The 20,310-nt window shown below is 69.3% G+C and carries 19 protein-coding genes; 10 read left to right on the forward strand and 9 right to left on the reverse strand.

The genetic code is table 11. The annotated features are described in order from the left end of the window. Positions 1 to 39: 39 nt before the first annotated feature. Positions 40 to 1,389, forward strand: a complete 1,350-nt coding sequence (locus ED92_RS15505; protein WP_037338462.1) for a DUF2252 domain-containing protein — start codon at positions 40 to 42, stop codon at positions 1,387 to 1,389. 18 nt (positions 1,390 to 1,407) lie between these two features. Here ED92_RS15505 and ED92_RS15510 read toward each other — a convergent pair whose 3' ends face one another. From ED92_RS15510 to ED92_RS15520, 3 genes are all read right to left on the reverse strand, one after another. Continuing rightward, on the reverse strand, positions 1,408 to 3,975 hold the full coding sequence (locus ED92_RS15510; RefSeq protein WP_081975804.1) for an FtsX-like permease family protein: 2,568 nt from the start codon (positions 3,973 to 3,975) through the stop codon (positions 1,408 to 1,410). A 4-nt stretch (positions 3,976 to 3,979) separates the two neighbouring features. Then, positions 3,980 to 4,720, reverse strand: coding sequence for an ABC transporter ATP-binding protein (locus tag ED92_RS15515; RefSeq protein WP_037338465.1), 741 nt, complete (start codon positions 4,718 to 4,720; stop codon positions 3,980 to 3,982). Between the two features lie 113 nt (positions 4,721 to 4,833). Then, on the reverse strand, positions 4,834 to 6,240 hold the full coding sequence (locus ED92_RS15520) for an amidase (protein ID WP_235213283.1): 1,407 nt from the start codon (positions 6,238 to 6,240) through the stop codon (positions 4,834 to 4,836). Positions 6,241 to 6,474: 234 nt separating this feature from the next. Between ED92_RS15520 and ED92_RS15525 the strand changes: the two genes are divergently transcribed. Both ED92_RS15525 and ED92_RS15530 read left to right on the forward strand, forming a co-directional pair. After that, the gene (locus ED92_RS15525; protein WP_037338468.1) at positions 6,475 to 7,797 is read left to right on the forward strand and encodes an MFS transporter; all 1,323 of its coding nucleotides are present in this window, start codon (positions 6,475 to 6,477) and stop codon (positions 7,795 to 7,797) included. Beyond that, positions 7,794 to 8,342 (forward strand): nuclear transport factor 2 family protein, encoded by a 549-nt coding sequence (locus ED92_RS15530; protein WP_037338471.1) that lies wholly within the window; start codon positions 7,794 to 7,796, stop codon positions 8,340 to 8,342. Before ED92_RS15525 ends, ED92_RS15530 begins: the two co-directional genes overlap by 4 nt. A gap of 247 nt (positions 8,343 to 8,589) precedes the next feature. Here ED92_RS15530 and ED92_RS15535 read toward each other — a convergent pair whose 3' ends face one another. The 5 genes from ED92_RS15535 to ED92_RS15555 form a co-directional block, all read right to left on the reverse strand. After that, a complete protein-coding gene (locus ED92_RS15535) occupies positions 8,590 to 9,231 on the reverse strand; it encodes a response regulator transcription factor (RefSeq protein WP_037338472.1) in 642 nt (213 codons plus the stop codon). 10 nt (positions 9,232 to 9,241) lie between these two features. Further along, positions 9,242 to 10,465: an amidase gene (locus ED92_RS15540; protein WP_037338475.1), complete on the reverse strand. Its 1,224-nt coding sequence runs from the start codon at positions 10,463 to 10,465 to the stop codon at positions 9,242 to 9,244. Beyond that, positions 10,462 to 10,722 carry a hypothetical protein gene (locus tag ED92_RS15545; protein ID WP_037338477.1) on the reverse strand — a complete coding sequence of 87 codons (261 nt, stop codon included), beginning with the start codon at positions 10,720 to 10,722 and terminating at the stop codon, positions 10,462 to 10,464. Before ED92_RS15545 ends, ED92_RS15540 begins: the two co-directional genes overlap by 4 nt. After that, entirely contained in the window at positions 10,719 to 11,219 is a 501-nt protein-coding gene (locus ED92_RS15550; protein ID WP_037338480.1) for a flavin reductase, read from the reverse strand. The genes ED92_RS15545 and ED92_RS15550 overlap by 4 nt, the downstream gene beginning before the upstream one ends. Positions 11,220 to 11,289: 70 nt before the next feature. Further along, entirely contained in the window at positions 11,290 to 12,777 is a 1,488-nt protein-coding gene (locus ED92_RS15555) for a PAS domain-containing sensor histidine kinase (protein ID WP_037338484.1), read from the reverse strand. A 159-nt stretch (positions 12,778 to 12,936) separates the two neighbouring features. On the opposite strand from ED92_RS15555, the gene ED92_RS15560 reads away from it, so the two are divergent. The 7 genes from ED92_RS15560 (at position 12,937) to ED92_RS15590 (ending at position 19,314) form a co-directional block, all read left to right on the forward strand. After that, positions 12,937 to 14,076, forward strand: a complete 1,140-nt coding sequence (locus ED92_RS15560) for an acyl-CoA dehydrogenase family protein (RefSeq protein WP_037338486.1) — start codon at positions 12,937 to 12,939, stop codon at positions 14,074 to 14,076. 38 nt (positions 14,077 to 14,114) lie between these two features. Further along, complete coding sequence (locus ED92_RS15565) at positions 14,115 to 14,486, forward strand: hypothetical protein (protein ID WP_037338488.1); 372 nt, start codon at positions 14,115 to 14,117, stop codon at positions 14,484 to 14,486. A 5-nt stretch (positions 14,487 to 14,491) separates the two neighbouring features. After that, positions 14,492 to 15,787 (forward strand): Rieske 2Fe-2S domain-containing protein, encoded by a 1,296-nt coding sequence (locus tag ED92_RS15570; protein ID WP_052120586.1) that lies wholly within the window; start codon positions 14,492 to 14,494, stop codon positions 15,785 to 15,787. Then, positions 15,780 to 16,274 (forward strand): aromatic-ring-hydroxylating dioxygenase subunit beta, encoded by a 495-nt coding sequence (locus ED92_RS15575; RefSeq protein ID WP_037338491.1) that lies wholly within the window; start codon positions 15,780 to 15,782, stop codon positions 16,272 to 16,274. Before ED92_RS15570 ends, ED92_RS15575 begins: the two co-directional genes overlap by 8 nt. After that, entirely contained in the window at positions 16,271 to 17,020 is a 750-nt protein-coding gene (locus ED92_RS15580) for an SDR family NAD(P)-dependent oxidoreductase (RefSeq protein WP_037338493.1), read from the forward strand. The genes ED92_RS15575 and ED92_RS15580 overlap by 4 nt, the downstream gene beginning before the upstream one ends. A 15-nt stretch (positions 17,021 to 17,035) precedes the next feature. Further along, positions 17,036 to 17,989 (forward strand): PDR/VanB family oxidoreductase, encoded by a 954-nt coding sequence (locus tag ED92_RS15585; RefSeq protein ID WP_037338495.1) that lies wholly within the window; start codon positions 17,036 to 17,038, stop codon positions 17,987 to 17,989. A gap of 101 nt (positions 17,990 to 18,090) precedes the next feature. Beyond that, positions 18,091 to 19,314: a cytochrome P450 gene (locus ED92_RS15590; protein WP_037338497.1), complete on the forward strand. Its 1,224-nt coding sequence runs from the start codon at positions 18,091 to 18,093 to the stop codon at positions 19,312 to 19,314. Here ED92_RS15590 and ED92_RS15595 read toward each other — a convergent pair. Then, positions 19,303 to 20,256: an Lrp/AsnC family transcriptional regulator gene (locus ED92_RS15595; protein WP_037338500.1), complete on the reverse strand. Its 954-nt coding sequence runs from the start codon at positions 20,254 to 20,256 to the stop codon at positions 19,303 to 19,305. The two genes, ED92_RS15590 and ED92_RS15595, sit on opposite strands and share 12 nt — an antisense overlap. Positions 20,257 to 20,310: the final 54 nt, after the last annotated feature.

Below are 20,310 nucleotides of genomic sequence, written 5' to 3' on the forward strand. Positions count from 1 at the left end.
AGCGACCTGTGGCACCGTGAACGACGTCGGGAGGTCGTGATGGCAGGTGTGGTCGAGTCGATCCGCGAGCAGGGCGAGGACGCTCGTCAGGCGCGGATCGTCGAGGTGCTGGTGGAGGCCTTCGAGGACCTCATGCGCGCGGACGCCGACGCGTTCCGCCGCAAGTTCCGCAAGATGGCCGCCGCGCCGTTCGCCTTCTACCGGGGCTCGGCGTGCCTGTTCTACGCGGACATGGCGGACGAGGACGATCCGTGGTCGAACGCCGAGACCGGCCGCGTGTGGATCCAGGGCGATCTGCACGCCGAGAACTTCGGCAGCTACATGGATTCGTCCGGGACGCTGGTGTTCGACGTCAACGACTTCGACGAGGCCTATCTCGGCTGCTTCACCTGGGACCTCAAACGGCTGGCCGCCAGTGTCGCGCTACTGGCGTGGAGCAAGGCGATCTCCGACGACGACATCGAGACGCTGATCGGCACCTATCTGCGCGCCTACGTCAAACAGGTGCGCGAGTACGCCGAGCGGCCCGGCGACGAACTCGTCCGGCTCCAGCTGGACAGCACCGAGGGTGTCCTGCACAACGTCCTGCTCAGGGCCCGGCTCAAAACCCGGATCGACCTGCTCGACGAGCTGACCACCGTGGAGGACTACGACCGCAGGTTCCGGCACGGTCCGGGCGTCCGCGTCCTCGACGAGGCCGAACGCGAAATCGCGACCCGGGCCTTCGAGTCCTATTTGGACACCATCCCGGAGAACAAGCGGTTCGGCAGCATCACCTACCGGGTCAAGGACATCGTCGGCCGGACCGGATTCGGGATCGGTTCCGCCGGGTTGCCCGCGTACAACATCCTCGTCGAAGGACGGACCCAGGCGCTCGAGAACGACGTCGTCCTGTCGATGAAACAGGGGAACGTCGCGGCGCCGAGCCGCATCGTCGCCGAGGAGCGCATCCGCGGCTACTTCACCAACGAGGGGCATCGCACCGCCGTCTCCCAGCGCGCGTTGCAGGCGCACGCGGACCCGTGGCTCGGGTACACGGAGATCGACGGGACCGGGTTCGTCGTCTCGGAGTTGTCGCCCTACGTCGACGACTTGGACTGGTCCGAGCTGACCGAACCGTCGGAGATGGGGCCGGTCCTCGACTATCTCGGCCGCGCCACCGCGAAGATGCACTGCGTGTCCGATTCGGACTCCGAGCAGACGCTGGTCGATTTCCAGAGCGAAGAGGCCATCGCCGCGGTCATCGGCGATCGCGAGGACGAGTTCGTCCGCACGCTGACCGAGTTCGGGATGGCCTACGCCGAGCAGTCGCGGGACGACCACCGGTTGTTCGTGGACGCCTTCCGCGGCGGGAAGATCCCCGCCGTCCGGCCCGCCGCGGAGGGCTGACCGGACGACAGGGAGCGGCTATTCGCGGAGACCGATCGCTTCGATCGGCTTCGACCGCAGCGCCACACGGGTGGCGAGGCCGAGCGAGACCAGCCCGAGCAGGATCGCCCCGGCGATGACCCCGCCGAAGACGGTGACCGTGCCCGACGGCAGCGGTGTCCCGCGCAAACCGAGGTTCAGCAGCATCAGGGGGATCCCCGCCACCACGGTGCCCAGCAGGGCCGCGACCCCGACCGTCGCCAGTGCTTCGAAGCGCATCATCCGCACCACCTGGCGTTTCGTCGTGCCGATCAGGCGCAGCAACGCGAACTCCCGTAAGCGCTGTGCCGTGCTCATCACCAGTGTGTTCGCCACCGAGATCACGACGTAGCCGAGGATGACCCCGACGGCGACCAGGTTCACGTAGAACTGGGCGTCCTGCTGCCCGTTCGCGGGTGCGGCCACCGCCGATGCCGGTGTCACGGCCAGCCCCGGATAGCGGACCGCGAGTTCGTTCAGCGCGGCGGTCACGGCGGCGGAATCCGCGTCGGGTTGCTGCCGCACCAGCACCGAATCGTCCATCCGGTCGCCGGTGTGCGCCCTCGCGAGCTCGGCGGGCAGCACGTACCGGCCGAAAGCCTGCTCACGGGTGTACGTGGCGACCAGCCGCAGCTTCGCCGGAGCGCCGTCGCCGAAGAAGAACTCGACCTCGTCGCCGATCTTCTTCTCGTACCAGTCGGCTTCCGATTCGCTCATCGCCACGGTGTTCCCGGTCAGGTCGGTGATCTTGCCCGACACGACACCCGGATCGAGGTTCCCGCGGACCTGCGCGCCGTCCAGCCCCTGCGCCGCGTACCGCTCGACGCGCAGTTTGTCCTGCTCCTGCACCGTGTTCAGCACCTCGGTGCGCACGACCGGCGTCGCGGCGGAGACACCGGGGACACGCCGTGCCGCCTCGGCGACCTCCGGGGACAGCCCGCCGGTGCCACTGGCGAGCACGTAGTCCGCCGTCGTCGACTCGACGGTCTCCTCCTGGCGTGCCGCGGCCGCCGAGGTCTGGCTGTAGAACATCGTCAGCGCGAACGAGACCGCCAGCATCACCGGCGTCACCGCGGCCGCCAGCCGCCGCGCGTTGGCCTGGCTGTTCGCGGCGGCCAGGTAGCCGCTGATCCGCGAAGTCCGGTTCAGCACCGGGGCGATCAGCCGCGTCATGAGGGCGACCACCTTCGGGCCGAGCACGCCCAGCCCGATCACGATCACCAGCGCCGAACTGCCCGAAGCCGCCAATCCCGCCTCACCACGCACGAAGATGGGGACCATCGCCCCGGCGAGACCGACCGCCATCAGCGCGCAGCCGACGATCAGGCGCACCCGGCCGAGTTCGCGCCGCTCCACCGCGGCCTCGCCGAGTGCCTCCACCGGCCGGATCGACGACGGACGCCGCGAGGCCGACCAGGCGGCCAACCGCGCCGTGCCCAGGCCCAGCACCAGTGCGGCGACGAGCGGGATCGGGCTGATCGCCAGTTCGAAGTCGGGCGGGATCACCCCGATGGCGCCGAAGGCGTTCCGCAGGCCGAAGCCCACCGCGACCCCGAGACCGCTGCCCAGGACCCCCGCGACCGAGGCGACGATCATCGTCTCGGCGCCGATGAGCTTGCGGATCTGCTGCGGTGTCGCCGCGATCGCCCGCAGCAGGGCGAACTCCCGGCGGCGCTGGTTGATGACGAGCGCCAGGGTGCTGGCCACGACGAACACCGCGATGAGGAGCGCGAACCCGCCGAACGAGCCCGCGAGCGCCATCAGCAGCATCCGGGTCTGGCTGACGTCGAGGAACTCGACCGTGCTGCGCTCGACCCCGGTCGTCACCGTCACCTTGTCGCCGACCGCGGCGCTGATCTTTTCGGCGAGGTCGCCCGGCGTGACACCGGGCTCCGCCAGTACGCCGATCGCGTGCGCCTGTCCGGGGATCCCGGCGAGTTCGGTGGCCTTCTCCGGCGAGAAGAACAGCGCGGACTGCCGGGTGAGACCGTCACCCGTCTTCGGGGCGGCGATCCCGGAGACCCGGAACTCGACCGGTGCCGAGCGGACGGCGATCTTCACCCGCTGCCCCACGGTCACGCCGCTCCGTGACGCGAGGTCCGCGTCCAGGACCACGTCGTCGGCACCGGCGGGCGCCTGGCCGTCGCGCAAGGAGAACGGCGCCAGCACGGCGGCGTCCCAGTTGTGACCGAGCGACTGGCCGCCTTCCGGCCCGGTCAACGGCCGGCCGTCGGCGGTCACCACGGTGGCCGGGAAGCTCTGCTCCGCCACCACACCACGCACGCCGGGCACCGCGGTGATCGCGCCCGTGAGCCTCACCGGCACCGTCGCCTGCTCGGCGACCTGCTGGCCGTCGAGCGCACCGGTCCCGGGCGGGGCGACCGCCTGCCCGCCGCCCACGACGACCGCCGCGTCGGCGTACCGCTGGGTGGGGACACCGGCGCGCAGACCGGATTCCATCAGGACGCCGCAGCCGGCGACCAGCGCCGTCCCGCACAGGATCGCGACGAACGCGCCGACGAAACCGCTCAAGCGGGTTTTCGTCGTCTGCCAGGCCAAATCCCACATGACGTCACCACTCCCCGAGGTGGGTCATGCGCTCGGCGACCCGCTCCGGCGTCGGCGCCGGGAGGTGACCGGCCAGCCTGCCGTCGGCGAGGAACAGGACGCTGTGCGCGGCCGACGCCGCGACCGGGTCGTGGGTGACCATCAGCACGGTCTGCCCCATACCGTCCACAATGGAGCGAAGAAGGTCGAGGACCTGTTTCGCGGTGCGGGTGTCCAGCGCCCCGGTCGGCTCGTCGGCGAGGACGACCTCCGGCCGGGTGACCAGCGCGCGGGCGATCGCGACCCGCTGCTGCTGGCCACCGGACAGTTCGGACGGACGGTGTTCGAGCCGCTTCGCGATCCCCACGCCTTCGACGATCTCGCGCAGCCACTGCGGGTCCGGCTTCTTCCCGGCCAGCCGCAGCGGCAGCGTGATGTTCTGCAGCACGTTCAGCGACGGCAACAGGTTGTAGGCCTGGAAGATGAACCCGATACGCGTCCGCCGCAGCTCGGTGAGCGCCTTCTCCCGCATCCTGCTCAATTCCGTGTCCCCCAGCAGCACCCGGCCCGAGCTGGGCTTGTCCAGCCCGGCCGCGCAGTGCAGGAAGGTGCTCTTGCCCGAGCCCGACGGTCCCATCACCGCGGTGAACGTGCCCCGGCGCACATCGACGGTCACCCCGTTCAAAGCCGTGACCGCGCCATCACCGGATCCGTAGACCTTGCTCACGGATTCCAGCGTCAAGGCGCATGCGCCCCCTGAATTCATCATTTCCCCTTAGCGGTGGTGATCTCTCTCGCCAAAACCTACGGGCGGCGAGGGCGGTGATCGATCCCGCGTGAGGGAGGATTCGTGGTAGCGCTGGCACCACCATGAGACGGTCAGGCCGGTCTGCGAGCGGTGTGACCGGTCGCCTGCTCCAGCGCGTGGGCGATCCCCAGCGCGCGCAAATCCGCATGATGCGGGGTGACCACCTGGACCCCGATCGGCAGCCCGTCGGCGGTGAACCCCGCCGGGACGGCCGTGGCCGGGCATTCCGTGGCCGTGATCAGGTAGGCCGCGCGCATCCAGTGCAGATAGTTATCGACCTCGATCCCGCCGACGGTCTTCGGGTACTCCAGCTCCGCGTCGAACGGAAGTGCCTGGCTGGCGGGAAGAACGACGGCGTCCACATCGGCGAAGTAGGCGCGTACGCGGTGGAACAGTTCGGTGCGCAGCCGGTTGGCGGTCGCGACGTCCGCTCCGGTGAGCGCGCGTCCTTTCGCGACGTTCCAGCGGACGGTCTCCTTGACCTTGTCCGGCTCGCTGTCGACGAGGTCGCCGACGGACTGCGCGTAGTTCAGCGCGCGGAAGGTCTGGAACACCTCCTCCGCCCCGGTCAGATCCGGGCAGCCGGAGACGACCTTGGCGCCGAGCCGGCGCAGCACGTCCACCTGTCCTTCCACGACCGTCGCGATGTCGGCGTCCACGGGCACAAGGCCGCCCAGATCGGACGAAACCGCGATCCGCAAGCCGTCCAACCGGGTCGGCAATCCGGCGGTGAACACGCTGCCGGGTTCGGCCAGCGACAGCGGGGCGCGTTCGTCGGGGCCCGCCTGGACGGACAGCAGCAGCGCAGTGTCGGCGACCGTGCGCCCCATCGGGCCTTGCACGCCGAGGGTGAACCAGGCGTCCTTGGCGGGCCAGGTCGGGACCCGCCCCGGGCTCGGCCGGTGGCCGACGACATTGCAGAAGGAGGCGGGATTCCGCAGCGATCCGCCCATGTCACTGCCATCGGCCAGCGAGGTCATCCCGGCCGCGAGCGCGGCGGCCGCGCCTCCGCTCGAACCGCCCGCTGAACGGTCCGGCGCGTAGGGGTTGCGGGTCAGGCCGAACACCGGGTTGAAGGTGTGCGAACCAGCGCCGAACTCGGGAACGTTCGTCTTGCCGAAGACGATCGCCCCGGCCGCGCGCATCCGGGCGACGACGAGTTCGTCGGCGTCGGGGACGTTGTCCGCGAACGCCGGCGAACCGAGGGTGGTGCGCATCCCCGCCGTCGCGTGGAGGTCCTTGATCGCGAGTGGAAGCCCGTGCAGCGGCCCGAGCGACCGACCGGCGGCCCGTGCCTCGTCGGCCGCCGTCGCAGCGGCCCACGCCCGCTCCTCGTCGATACTGACGACGGCGTTCAGCACCGGGTTCACCGCCGCCACGCGATCGAGGGTGGCGTCGAGCAGTTCCCTCGCCGACAACTCTCCGGAGGCCAGCAGTCCGGCCTGAACGGTGGCGGGCAGATCGTTGATCGCGCTCACGACGCACACCATCGCACCCGATGGCCCTTTCGGACAAGAAGCGGCGGGGAACTGCCCGTTATCGCCACATCCGTGGCCGATTCTGGCTCCAGATGGACCACGGTAGGGAAATCCTTCAGTGCGCCAACAGTTTCCTCCAATAGGCGCGGCATCCCGGCCTTCCTACCTTGGGACGAACGTTGCCGGGGAGGGGCGCAACGTCGACCGCCCGTCACCGTTCAAGGAAGAGCGCGCATGACAGCATCCACCGCTCCATCCAGGACCACTTCGACCCAGACCCGCCGGCTCGCGATCGGCGCGGGTGCCGGGACCTCGCTGGAGTTCTTCGACTTCTCCATCTACACGGTCGCCTCCGCGCTGGTCTTCCCGAAGGTGTTCTTCTCCGGCGACACCGATCCCTGGTTCGCCTCGTTCATGAGCCTGGCGACCTACACGATCGGCTACGTCGTCGCGCCGCTCGGCGCGATCGTGATGGGCTGGGTGGGCGACCGCTACGGCCGCCGTCGCGCCATGCTCATCACCTTCTACCTCATGGGCGCGGCCACCGTCCTGATGGGACTGTTGCCCGGCTACGCCACCATCGGGGTCGCGGCGCCGTTCCTGCTCGTCCTGTTGCGCCTGGTGCACGGTTTCTCCCGGGGTGGTGAACTGGGCGGAGCGTCGGTGCTGGCCGTCGAGCACGCGCCGCCGTCACGACGGGCGGCGTTCGGTGCCTTCGTCGCCTTGGGCTCGCCGCTCGGCGCGCTGCTGGCGAACCTCGCCTTCGTGCTGATCTTCTATTTGCCGCAAGGGGTCATCACCAGCTGGGGCTGGCGGATCCCGTTCATCGCGGGCGCGGTCGTCCTCGCCATCGGTGTCTGGGCACGGCGCGCGCTTGAGGAATCGCCGGTCTTCCACGAGCTCGCGGCCAGCAAACTGGACGAGAAAATCGTCAAGATCCCGATCTGGAACGTCATCCGCGACAACTGGGGCAGGCTGTTGCTCGCCGCCGGCGCGAACACCGGGCTCAACGGCGTCATGTTCGTCCTGGCCGGATTCATGCTCTCCTACGCCGCCGGGCCCGCGCCGAAGGGCCTCGGCCTGGACATCCAGGACGTGCTGTGGTGCACGTTGCCCGGCCTCGCGATCCACGCGGTGACGGTCGTGCTCGGTGCCCGGCTCTCCGACCGGCTGGGCCGCAAACCCGTGATGCTCGCGGCGTCCGTCGCGGTCCTGGCGTACATGTTCGTGCTCTTCCCGATCGCGCGGGTCGGCACGCTGACCGCCTGGGCGCTCGCCATCGCCGTCGGTTTCGCGCTCACTGGGTTCCTGTTCGGCCCGCTGATCACCTACCTGACAGAACTGTTCACGCCCGAACAACGGCAGTCCGGCGCCGGGCTCGCGTACCAGATCGGTGCGGTACTCGGCGGCGGTCTCGCGCCGTCGATGGCGAACCGGCTCATCGAATGGACGGGCACGTCGACGTCGGTCGGCTACTACCTGGCGGGCGGGATGGCGCTGACCGTCGTCTGCCTGCTGGCCCTTCCCGAAACCGCACCCGTGAGGACCCACCGATGAACGACGAACTCACCGGACTCCGGCGCCGCGTCGAGGTGCTGGAGGCCGAGGCCGAGATACGCCGCGTCCAGGCCCGCTACATGTTCCTCTGCGACACGCCGTGCCCGGAGTACTGCGTCACCGACGACGACCGGCGCATCGACCTGATCCTCGAGCTCTACGCCGAGGACGCCGTCTGGGAAGGCGTCGGCGAGCACTACAACGGGCAGTTCGGCCGCGCGGTGGGCAAGGACGCGATCCGGGCGCATTTCCGGCGATTCTGGGGCGAGAAGCGGGACCCGGCGCTGGTCCTCAACGCCCATTACCTGACCTCGGAACAGATCCACGTCGACGGCGACCGGGCCGACGGGCAATGGATCCACGTCCAGCCGTGGCTGTACGCCGACGGGACGGGGCTGCTGCGGTCGAGCAGGCTCAACAACGCGTTCCGGCGCGAGGACGGACGTTGGCTGATCACCCGCACGCGCACCGAGAACGTCTTCATCGCGCCGCTGCCCGCGGGGTTCGCTTCGGACTTCCCGGCGACTTCGGTACTGATGGCTTGATCGCGTGTCGTGAGTGGCGATTCGTGTTCTAACCCGAAACGCCACTCACGACCACCTGGACCGATCGGCCGCACTCACGTGATCGAAGCCGAAACTCGCGTGATCGAAGCCGGAACTCGCGTGATCAGCGGCGGAACACCCCGAGTGCCGCCTCCAATCACGCGAGTCACGTCCCTGATCACGCGAGTCACGCCTTTCCGCACGCCGCGCGTCCTGTGTGCCCAAGTCCGTGAATTCCCGCTCGCACCTACACGGTGACCTGGTGCTGAAGGACATCCCGCACCAGAGTGCCGAGGCTGTCCGACTCGGTCTTGGCCTTGATCCGGGCCCGGTGCACGTCGACGGTCTTCACGCTCGTGCCCAGCCGCCGCGCGATCAGCTGGCTGGGCAGGCCGTCGATCACCAGCCGGAGCACCTCTCGTTCGCGCGGGGTCAGCGTCGCGATCCGCTCGGCGACGGCTTTGCGGCACGCGGCCTCCGCGAATCGTTCCGCCGCGACCACCAGCTGCGCCTGGACGACCTCCAGCATCCGCTGCGGCTCGTACGGTTTCTCGAGGAAGTCGACGGCACCCAGGCGCAGCGCCCGCACCGACATCGGGATGTCGCCGTGCGCGGAACAGAAGATCACCGGGGCCGGGAATTCGCGGGCGACCAGCTTCTCCTGCAGTTGCAGGCCGCTGAGCCCCGGCATCCGGACGTCGATGATCAACACGCTCGGCTCGTCGGGGTCGAACTCCTCCAGGAACGTCGGCCCGTCCGGGTAGACGAGCGCCTGAATCCCGACGCTCTCCAGCAGGAACACCAGGGATTGGCGGATGGCCTCGTCGTCGTCGACGATGTAGACCACCGGCGACGTCTCGCCGCCGGACGCGGAATCGGTGGTGACCATGGAGAGCTCCTTACCATGAATCCCCGGCGAGCACCCGCTCCGCCCAGCACGCGTGCCCGAGCAGTTCGTCGTCCCCGCCGTGACGGCCGACGAGTTGCAGACCGAGCGGCAGACCTGCCGGGTCGGTGAATCCGGGAATGGTGACCACGGGCAGGCCGAGCGCCTGCCAGCCTCGGCTCAGCACCGGGTTCCCGGTCGCGTCCAGTCCGGGTGGCGCCGCGCCGGGCGCGGCCGGGCCGAGTACGACGTCGAAGGCGTCGGCCAGACGGACGGCGCCGTCGGCGATGGTGGCGCGGGCGGTTTCGTATTCGTCGGCCGAGGTCGCGGCACCGATCTGGAGCAACCGCGCCAAGGGAGCGCTCAAGCGCTCGGCCACCGCGAGTTCCGCGGCCCTTTCCCGCGCTGCTTCGTAGGCCATCACGACGGGATGCGCGGCCGTGAGCTCGACCATCAGCTGTTCCTCGCGGAACGGCTCGACGGTCGCCCCGGCGTCCTGCAGACGCTTCGCCGCTTGGGTCAGCGCATGCCGCATCGGTGCTTCGACGACGTCGAGCGCGTCGGCGGACCACACCAGAATCCGCGGCGGACGCGGTTCGCGTGCGGGATCGCCGGTCAGCGCGGACCACGCGAGCGCGAGGTCGGCGGCCGTGGCCGCGAAGACGCCGTGGCTGTCCAAGCTGGGGCTCAATCCCGTCACCCCGGTGACCGGGTACCGGCCGTGGCTCATCACCAGCGACGCGACCCCGCAGTACGACGCCGGCCTGGTGACCGACCCGGCGGTCTGCGAACCGAGCGCCAACGGCACCTGCCCGGACGCGACGGCGGCGGCCGACCCGCTCGACGAGCCGCCCGGGGTATGGCCGAGAGCCGCGGGATTCCGGGTCGGGCCGGGCGCGAAGAACGCGAACTCGGTCGTGACCGTCTTTCCGAGCGGAGCCATCCCGGCCGCGCGCCACGCGGTCACGATCGCCGCGTCCGCCGTCGCCGGAACGGCCTCCGCGCGCAGTGTCGAACCGCAACGGGTGGGCACACCCGCCAGATCGATGATGTCCTTGACCCCGAGTGGCACACCCGCGCCCGGCAGGAAGTCCGTCCGGTCCACCCAGGCGCGCAGCTCCGCGTCCGTTTCGGCGATCCGGGCGAGCGCGCGTTGCGAAGCCGCCTCCGGAGTGGTGCGCCCCTGCCGCAGGTCCTGGACGAGTTCCCGCAGCGACCACGGGCGCCTGAGGTTCACTCATCCTCCCAAGCGGCATCCGCTTCCCAGTAGTCGACACCGCCGGCGCTGACCGCGTGCCGCCACTCGGACGTCCGCTTCAGCCTGGGTTCGACCCGCGCCGTCACCTCGTCGGCGGCGTCGGGACCGTCGGCCGGGGCCTGCCAATGGACCCAGTTCAGCTCACGGCCCTCGGCGTCGTGCACGAACAGGTCCACGTGGCGCCAGCCGTACCCGTGGTTGTCGTTGTAACACATCAACGTCGTGCGCTCGCTCATGGCGCGATCCGGTGGAACTCGCGGCGGAAGTAGGCGAGGCCCCCGGCGTCCTCGTCGACGAAGACGTCCTCGACCTCGACGAAGAGCACCGTGTGCGTGCCCTGGGTGAACTCGGCGCCGACTCCTCCGATGAGGACGGCCGCCGCGTCGCGGACGACGGGGATGCGGAACCTGTCGTGGTCCCAGACCTCGAACCGGAACCGGTCGAGCATCGGCACGTCCGTCGCCCCGGCGAACTGCAGGGCGAGGTCCTCGTGCTGGGGGGCCAGGACGTTGATGGCCATCCTGCCGTTGGTCCGGAAGATGTCGTGCGTGTAGCTCGACTGGTTGACGCAGACCAGCAGCGTCGGCGGCGAGTCGGTGACCGAGCAGACCGCGCTCACCGTGATGCCGGCGCGGCCGCTGACGCCGTCGGTGGTGACGATGTTGACAGCCGTCGAAAGGTTCGCCATCGCCGCGCGAAACCGTCGCTGGGTGGTGGTCAGCTCATCGGGCATACCTCGACGCTAGAGCCGGGGCCGAAACCGGCGATATCCCGACTTCCACCGCGCCGCCTGAGGATTTCCCTTACGTGTCCAGCGGCAGCGCGAACCCGAACCGCGAGCCCCCGCCGTCCCGCCGCTCGGCCCAGATGCTCCCGTGCTGCCGGGTGATGATGCGGTGGCTCAGCGCCAGCCCGATCCCGCTGCCACCGGGTTTGCTGGTGAAGGACTCGGCGAACGGATCCCGGGCGACGCCACGGCCGTGATCGTCGACGGTGAGGACGCCGACGCCTTCCTTGGCCTCGGTGCCCACTGTGATCCGTCGCTGCACGGGTTCGCATTCGGTGGTCTCGTCGATCGCGTTGAGGCAGAGGTTCATCACCACCTGCCCGGTGAGGACGCGTTCACACCGCACCAGCACCGGCGCCGGATCGAGCCGGACCTCGACGGCGACGGAGTTCGGCGCGGCGCTCAGCTCGATGAAGTACAGGCACTCCCGGACGATCTCGTTCAGGTCGACCACCTGCTCGACCTGTTCCAGGTGCCCGACGAAGGACCGCAGTGAACCGACGATGTCCTTGGCCCGGTCGATCTGGCGGGCGACGCTGTCCAGGCCGTAGCCCATCTGCTCGCGGACGGCACCGCCGTCCGCCATCGTGGCGGCCCGCGCGCGGATCCCCGCGATGAAGTTCGCGGCGGCGGCCAGCGGCTGCCCGAGTTCGTGCGCGATCGCCATCGCCATGTCCCCCATGGCGTTGTAGCGCGCCAAGTAGTTCTCGTGCCGCAGTTCCAGCTCTCGCCGTGCTTCACCGCGGACGCGCTCGGAGACGTCGTGCAGGATCATCAGATACGCGTCGACCTCGGACTCGGAAAGCCGCTCCAGGCTCCCTTCCAGCCAGGTCGAGCTCTCCCCCGGCAACTCCAGCTGCACCGGCCCGACCGGATCGGCACCGGCGACCACCTCGGCCCAGCGCACCGGCCTGCCGCCCAGGTACAACCGTGCGTACGCGGTCAGCGGCTCGCCTGCCAGGCGGTCGTCGTCGCCGGTCAGGCCGAGAAACGTCAGCGCGCTGTCCGTCGCGAACCGCACCGCGCCGGCGGCGTCGAGCATGAACGCCACGGTCGAGGTGTGCCTTGCCAGCGCGTCGACGTACGACGTCGTCAGCTTCAGCTCTCGTTCGATCTCCTCCGCGCGCTGGATGTCGCGGAACTGGACCATCACCGCGGGCCCGCGCTCCAGTTCGACCCGGATGGCGACCGCGTCGGTGGGGATGACCCGGCCGGATTTGCTCCGGTAGTGCCACACGATCCGGCTCGAACCGTGTTCCACCGCCGCCTGGAGCCACGCCCGCCCGATCACCCGGTCGTACTGCTGGGCGGAGCTGCTCATGTGGTTGGCCTTGAGCGGGCGCAGCTCGGAAAGACTGAATTCGAGCATTTCGCACGCGGCGGGATTGGCCCACAGGATGTTCTTGGTCGCCGCGTCGTGGACCAGCACGCACACCTTCGAGGCGTTCATCATCGCCACGAAGTCGCCGGTGGCCAGCTCGGGCGCGATCGGGTCGACCTCCACGGCCTCAGCATAGGAGTTCGCCGCCGGGCCCTCCGGTAAGGATTTCCCCTACCCCTCTGCGTGGGATTCCCCGGCCACCGGCAGGCAATGACCAATGGCCACACGCGGCGATGATCCCTAGCGTCGGAGACATCTTCCCTACGACGCGAGGAGCGCCCGATGGCCCAGATCCAGGAGAGCCCGGCCGTGACACTCGACGATGTCCTGGCCGAACTCCTCGAGCGCCGTCAGGAGTTCCGGGACCAGAGGTACGTCTCCCGCGACTTCGTCGACCGGCTCAAGGCGATAGGCGTCTACCGGTCCGCGACGCCCGGACGGTTCGGCGGCAGGCCCCTACCCCCGGCGGAATTCCTGCGGATGGTGGAGCGGATCTCCGTCGTCGACGGATCCACCGGATGGGTGGCCAGTTTCGGCTCCGCGCTGGTGTACCTCGCGGCGCTGCCCGTCGAGACGCAGGCCGAGCTGTACGCCGATGGTCCCGACGTGTGCTTCGCCGGTGGTCTCTTCCCCGTCCAACGAGCCGAGCCGACCGCCTCCGGTTTCCTGGTCGACGGGCGCTGGAAGTTCGCGAGCGGCTGCATGGGTGCGGACATCCTCGGCGTCGGGATCCCAGGCGACGACACGACCGCCGGCAAGCCGCGCACCGCGCTGCTACGGCCCGAGCAGGTCGAGATCGTCCAGGAATGGGACGTCGTCGGGATGAAGGGCACCGGTTCCTTCGACCTGGTCGTCGACAAGGTCGAAGTGCCACGCGAATGGACGTTCATCCGCGGCGGTGAGCCCACCATCGACGAGCCGTTGTACCGCTATCCCACGCTCGCGTACGCCTCACAGGTGCTGGCGGTCGTCGGCGCGGGTGTCGCCCGCGCGGCGCTCGACTTCGCGACCGAGGTCGGCAGCGGCCGTTCGGGTGTCACGGGCGCGCCGAAACTCGCCGACCGCGCCTACTACCGGACGGGACTGGCCGAAGCCGAGGCGACGATGCGTTCCGCACGGGCGTACTTCTACGAGGTCACCGACGAGGCGTGGCAGACCGTGCTGAGCGGCGATCCCGTGGCGCCGCACCAGAACGCCCATCTCCGGCTGGCCTCGACCCATCTCGCGAAGACGGCCGCCGACACCGTCAACCGGGTCATCGGCCTGTCCGGGACGGGCGCCATCGCCGACGACCACCCGCTGCAATGGCTGCTCGGCGACGCCCTCGTCCCGCAGCAGCACGCCTTCCTGGGTCCGGCCATGTACGACGCAGCGGGTGCCGTGCTGATGGGCCATCCGCCCACCGTTCCCGGCTTCCAGTGACCCACCACCGACCGCTGACGAGGAGTTGGACCACCACCATGAGCGATACCCCGCTGCGCGTGCTGTTCTGCATCGGTATCAACCAGAACTTCTTCGACCTGCCCGATGGCGGCGTCGCCGCCGGTGACGTCTGGACCGCCTTCGTCGCGCTGATGGACGGCATCAAGGGCCTGCCCGGCGTGGACTTCATCGGCGACATCGACGACGACTCGCATATGGTCGGCCCGTCCGACGGGTGGCCGTGGACCTGTTACCTGCTCTGCGACGTCGACACGCAAGAGACCGTCAAGAAGGCGTGCGACTTCCTGCGCACCACACCCGTCGGCGACAGCCCGTGGAAGCTGTGGAAGTACGCCAAGATCGAAGCGCGCATCGGCCGCGCCCTCACTCCGCGCGAATACCGGGGCTGATCGCGATGACCGACTTCACCGCCGCCACCGTATACGACCTGCCGCCCGCGGACCTCGTCCTCGGCGACCGGGTCGCCGGCCGGATGTACACCGACCCCGCGATCTTCGACCAGGAGATGACGAAGATCTTCGAGCGGTCCTGGATCTGGGTCGCCCACGAATCGGAACTGCCCAAGGCGGGCAGTTTCAAGTCGACCCATGTCGGACGGCATCCGGTCATCGTCACCAAGGACCGCAAGGGCGAGATCCGCACGCTGGTGAACCGCTGCCGCCACCGGGGCGCGTCACTCTGCGAGAAGAAGACCGGCCACGCCAACGGCTTCACCTGTCCCTATCACGCCTGGTCCTACGGGCTGGACGGCAAACTGCGCGGCATCCCGTACCCCGACGGGTACGAGGGCGTCATGGACAAGGTCGATCTCGGGCTGAAGACCCTGCGCACCGAGTCCTACGGCGGGATGATCTTCGCGACCCTGAACGCCGACGCCGAGCCGCTGACCGACTTCCTCGGCGACGTCAAGCTGTGGATCGATCGCTTCATGGCGCAGGGCGGCGGTTATCCGGTGAAGGTGCTCGGGACCCACCGGTTCACCTATCGGGGCAACTGGAAGATCCAGCTGGAGAACACCACCGACGGGTACCACTTCCCCATCGTGCACCGGTCCTGGATGGCCTCGGTCGACGCGGAAACCGCCGAAATGATGTCGTTCATGACCGATCCGACGGCGGTCACCCACGATCTGGGGAACGGCCACTCGGTGATGCAGATGGTCCCCGAACACTCCGATCTGGAGGCGGACGACGGCAGCGAGCCGCTCCAGCCGCGGTTCGACGGCCTGGTCGCCCGGCTCAGAGAGGCCGGGGCGGGCGAGGCCGAGATCCGCAGGCTCGTCCGCGCCGTGCACGGGACGGGGTTCAACCTCAACCTGTTCCCGAACGTGTCGATGTCGATCTCGTTCTTCCGGGTGCTGCGGCCGATCAGCGTCGACGAGACCGTCATCGAGCACGTCGCCCTCGGCAGCGACGGCCCGGCCGAGATCGTCGGGCCGGTCAACCGCGAGCGGCTGCGCGCCCACGAACATTTCCAGGGTCCGTTCGGATTCGGCACCCCGGACGACTCCGAGGGCTGGGACCGGGTGCAGCGCGGCGCCCAGGGCGCGCCCGAGCTGCCGATCATGGTCAACCGCGGTCTGGGTCGCGAGAAGCCCTCCGCCGAAGGCTGGCCGACCAGCCATGTCACCGACGAGACCGGGATGCGGGCGGCGTACGCCCAATGGAAGCGGATGATGAGCGATGACTGAGACCCTCACCGATCCGCGGGTGGTCCGCGCGATCGAGCTGGCCTGGCGCGAAGCCGCGCTGCTGGACGGCAAGGACTACGAGACCTGGCAAGGGCTTTACGCCGAAGACGCGATGTACGTCATCCCGATCGAACGCGACGCCGAGGATTTCGACGACGTCCTCAACATGGTCAACGACGACGCCCGGATGCGCGGGTTGCGGGTACGGCGGATGACCGAGGGCTACGCGATCGCCGCGGTGGACTCGGCGATCACCGTGCGGACCGTCTCGCGCTTCATCCCCACGGACGTCGACGACCGGTCGGTCACGCTCAAGGCCGCCCAGATCATCGTGGCGTACAAACGCGGCCGTCACGACCTCTGGGCCGCGGACGTCGACTACGTCGTCCGCCTCGGCGCCAGTGCCGACGAAGACCGCTTCGCCCGCAAGGTCGTCCGGCTGATCAACGCCGACGAAGCCGTTCCCGCCGCGGGATTCCTGCTGTGAGCGGCAACGCGCCGGTCGCCGTGGTCACCGGCGGGGCGACCGGGCTCGGCGAGCGGATCGTCCGGCGCCTGCACGGCGGCGGCCACCGCGTCGCGATCGCCGACCTCGACGAGGCGGCCGCGAAACGGCTCGCGACCGAATTGGACCGGACCGGGGCGCACGCCCAGAGCTACCGCGTGGACGTCGCCAGCCGCCCGGACATCGACCAACTGCTCGCGTCGGTGCTCGGCGATTTCGGCGGCGTCCAGGTGCTGGTCAACAACGCCGCCCGCACCCAGGCACGGCCGTTGCTGGAGATCACGCCGCAGGAGCTCGACGAGGTGATGGCGGTGAACTTCAACGGCACCTTCCACGCCTGCCAGCTGTTCGGCGCGCACATGGCCGAAGCCGGGTACGGCCGGATCGTCAACCTGGCCTCGCTGGCCGGGCAGAACGGCGGCACCTCGACCGGCGGGCACTACGCGTCCTCCAAGGGCGCGATCCTGACCGCGACCAAGGTGTTCGCCCGCGAGCTCGCCGCACGGGGAGTCACCGTGAACGCGGTCTCCCCCGGACCGCAGGACAGCCCCATGGTCCACCGGATCGTCGGTGAGGAGAACCTCGCGAAGCTGACGGCGGGCATCCCGGTCGGACGGCTGGGCAGCATGACGTTCATCGCCGAGATGGTGGCGCTGCTCGCCTCCCCCGAAGCCGCCTCCGTCACCGGCGCCTGCTGGGACGCGAACGGCGGCCTGTTCATGCGCTGACCAGGAGGCATCCAGATGACGAACGTCCTCTTCCGCGTCGTCGAAATCATCGAAGAGACACCGGAAATCCGTACCCTCCGGCTGGTCCGGCAGGACGACGAGCCGCTGCGCGTCCGTTACCGGGCCGGGGCGCACGTCGACGTGGTCGGCCCGACGGGGGTGCTGCGGCAGTATTCGCTGTGCGGCGCTCCCGACGACCCGCGCTCGATCCTGATCGCGGTCAAACGGGAACCGGCCTCGCGCGGTGGATCCGTGGCGATGCACCAGGTCTCGGTCGGCGACCACCTCAAGATCAGCGAGCCGCGCAATCTGCTGACCGTCGCCGAAGACGCGGAGCGGCACGTCCTCGTCGCCGGCGGCATCGGCATCACGCCGCTGCTTTCGATGGCCTACGAGCTCTACACCTGGGGCAGCGAATTCGAGCTGCACTACTTCGCGCGCTCACGGGAAACCGCGGCGTTCGTGGAACTTCTCGAAGAACGGGTCGAGTTCGCCGACCGCGTCCGGCTTCATTTCGGCGTCCCCCGCGCCGGACATCCCGCCGTACTGCGGACGATCGCCGAGGGCCTCACCCCGTCGACCCACGTTTACACCTGTGGACCCGACGGTTTCATGCGACAGGTCGGCGACGTGCTCGGCCCGGTCGTCGGCGCGGACCACGTGCACGTCGAACATTTCGAAGCCGCCGAGGTGGACACCTCCGGCGACCGTCCCCTCACCGTCGAACTCGACACCGGCGAGGAATTCGAGGTACCGGCCGGGAAATCGATCCTGGCGGTGCTCGAGGACAACGGCATCGAGGTCTTCAAGTCCTGCGAGGAAGGGATTTGCGGCTCGTGCGTGTCCGGCGTGCTCGAAGGCACCCCGGATCATCGGGACAACTGCCTGACCGCCGCCGACCGCGAGGGCCAGATGGCACTCTGCGTTTCGCGCGCGCTCACCGACCGGCTCGTCATCGAGTTGTACTGAGCGACCACCGTTTGGGCGACCACCGTTTGGCGAATAGCCGGGCGACGGCCGCCGCTGGCACGCTGGACCCGGTCCGCTCCGCCGAGAAAGGGTGATCCCCGGTGACGCGTCCCCTGGTTCTGGACCCGAACGGCCAAGACATCCACGCCGAGAACGAACGACTTCGCGAACAAGGCCCGATCACCCAGGTCGAGTTGCCTGGCGGTGTCGTGGCCTGGTCGGTGACCGGCTACGAACTCCTGCGTGACCTGCTCAGCGACCTGCGGGTGTCCAAGGACGCCCGGCAGCACTGGCCGGCGCTGGCCGAGGTCAGCGCGGACTGGCCGTTGCTGGTGTGGGTCAACGTGCGGAACATGTTCACCGCTTACGGCGCCGACCACAGACGGCTCCGCTCGCTGGTGACGCAGGCCTTCACAGCGCGCAGGATCGCCACGCTGGAGCCCTGGATCACCCGGATCGTCACCGATCTGCTGGACGGGCTCGCGGCCCTGCCCACCGACGAACCCGTGGACCTGCGGGAGAACTTCGCCTATCCGGTGCCCATCGAAGTGATCTGCCACCTGTTCGGCGTACCGGACTCGGCCCGCGGCAGACTGCGGCACTCGGTCGACGTCTTCTTCCGGACTTCGGCGAGCCAGGAGGCGATGCTGGCCGCGTACCAGGACATCCATTCGATCTTCACCGAGCTCGTCGCCGCCAAGCGGGAGAACCCCGGCGAGGATCTCACCACAGCGCTCATCGCGGCACAGGACGACGGCGCCCGGCTGGACGAAACCGAACTGATCGACACCCTGATCCTGTTCATCTCGGCCGGTCACGAAACCACCGTGAATCTCCTCGACCAAGCCATCACCGCGCTGTTGACCCATCCCGATCAGCTCGCACTGCTGCGCGCAGGGCAGCTCCCCTGGACCGACGCGATCGAGGAAACCTTGCGGTGGCAGGCTCCCGTGGCGAACCTGCCGTTGCGCTACGCCGTCGAGGACATCGCCGTCGCCGGTGTGGTCATCCGGCAGGGCGACGCGATTCTGGCGGGCTACGCCGCCGCCGGCCGGGACCCGGCGCTGCACGGGCACGACGCCGACGCGTTCGACGTGACGCGGAAGGACAAAGCGCATATCGCGTTCGGGTACGGCGCGCACTTCTGCATCGGCGCGCCGCTGGCCCGGCTGGAGGCGGCGATCGCCCTACCGGCCCTGTTCGAGCGTTTCCCGGACATGACTCTCGCGACGCCACCGGAGGCCTTACGGCATCTCGACTCGTTCATCTCCAACGGCCATCGATCGCTACCGGTCCGGCTCAAGAGCCCAGCTTCAGCCTTGTAGCTCGGGTGTCAGCACGCTGCTCCGCTTCAGGCCCTTCGTCACCAGCCCGGTGTGCACGGAAACCGCGAACCGCGCCCAGTCCGATTCGGCGACGAACCGGTGCAGGGTCTCGAAATCGGGCAACGTCACGTCGGCCATCAGCTGGTGCTCCCCCATGGTCGCCGCGGCGTACCGGACGTACGGCGAGGCGAGCAGCTCCCGGCCGAGTCCGTCCACATCGGACGGACGGCTGCGGATCCACAGCAAGGCCTCGATCGGCAGACCGAGCACCGCCGGTTCGACGACGGCGCGGATGAACATCTCCCCGCTCCGGCGCAGCGACTCCACCCGGCGGCGCACCGTCGACTCCGACACCCCGACCAGCCGGGCGAGTTCCTCGTGCGTCCGCCTGCCGTCCTCGCGCAACGCCCGGACGAGCGCGCGCTCGTCCGGGGTGAAGACGTCACCGTCCGGATGCCGGGGTTGCGGCGTCAGCTGGGGAAGTTCGCTGAGTTCGGCCACTTCCGCCGAGGTCAGGATCCCCGGCTGCCATTCGTGCACGGTCCGGTAGTACTTCGTGATGGGATCCGCGGTGATCTCGTGCAGTCCCGGGGTCGTGGCGATGTCCTCCGACAGATAGGCCGCGAGCCGCTCGCGCGAGCAGCACACCTCGGCGGCGACCTCGGCCTGACCGGTGAGCAGGTAGCAGAAGCTCGCCTCGGCGCGGCGGGCCAGCGCGGTCGCGGCCGTCCTGGCGAGCCCGGCGGTGCATTTGGCGCGCACCAGCATCGGCACGCCGTAGGGCGTCACCGCCGTCACCGTGACGATCCCGGTTTCCAGCAACCGAACCCCGCGCCGGGCCACGGTGCGCTCGGGGGCGCCGAGCGCTTCGGCGATACGCCGCCACGACGCCCGGCCGTCCACCTGCAGGGCGCCGATGATGCGGAGATCGAGTGGATCCATCCGCCCATGATGTGGCCGATTCCGCCAGATGTCGAGCGAGTCTTGTCGGACCCG

Origin of the sequence: Amycolatopsis sp. MJM2582 (genome assembly GCF_000754115.1) — a bacterium.
Classification (GTDB): Bacteria; Actinomycetota; Actinomycetes; order Mycobacteriales; family Pseudonocardiaceae; genus Amycolatopsis; species Amycolatopsis japonica.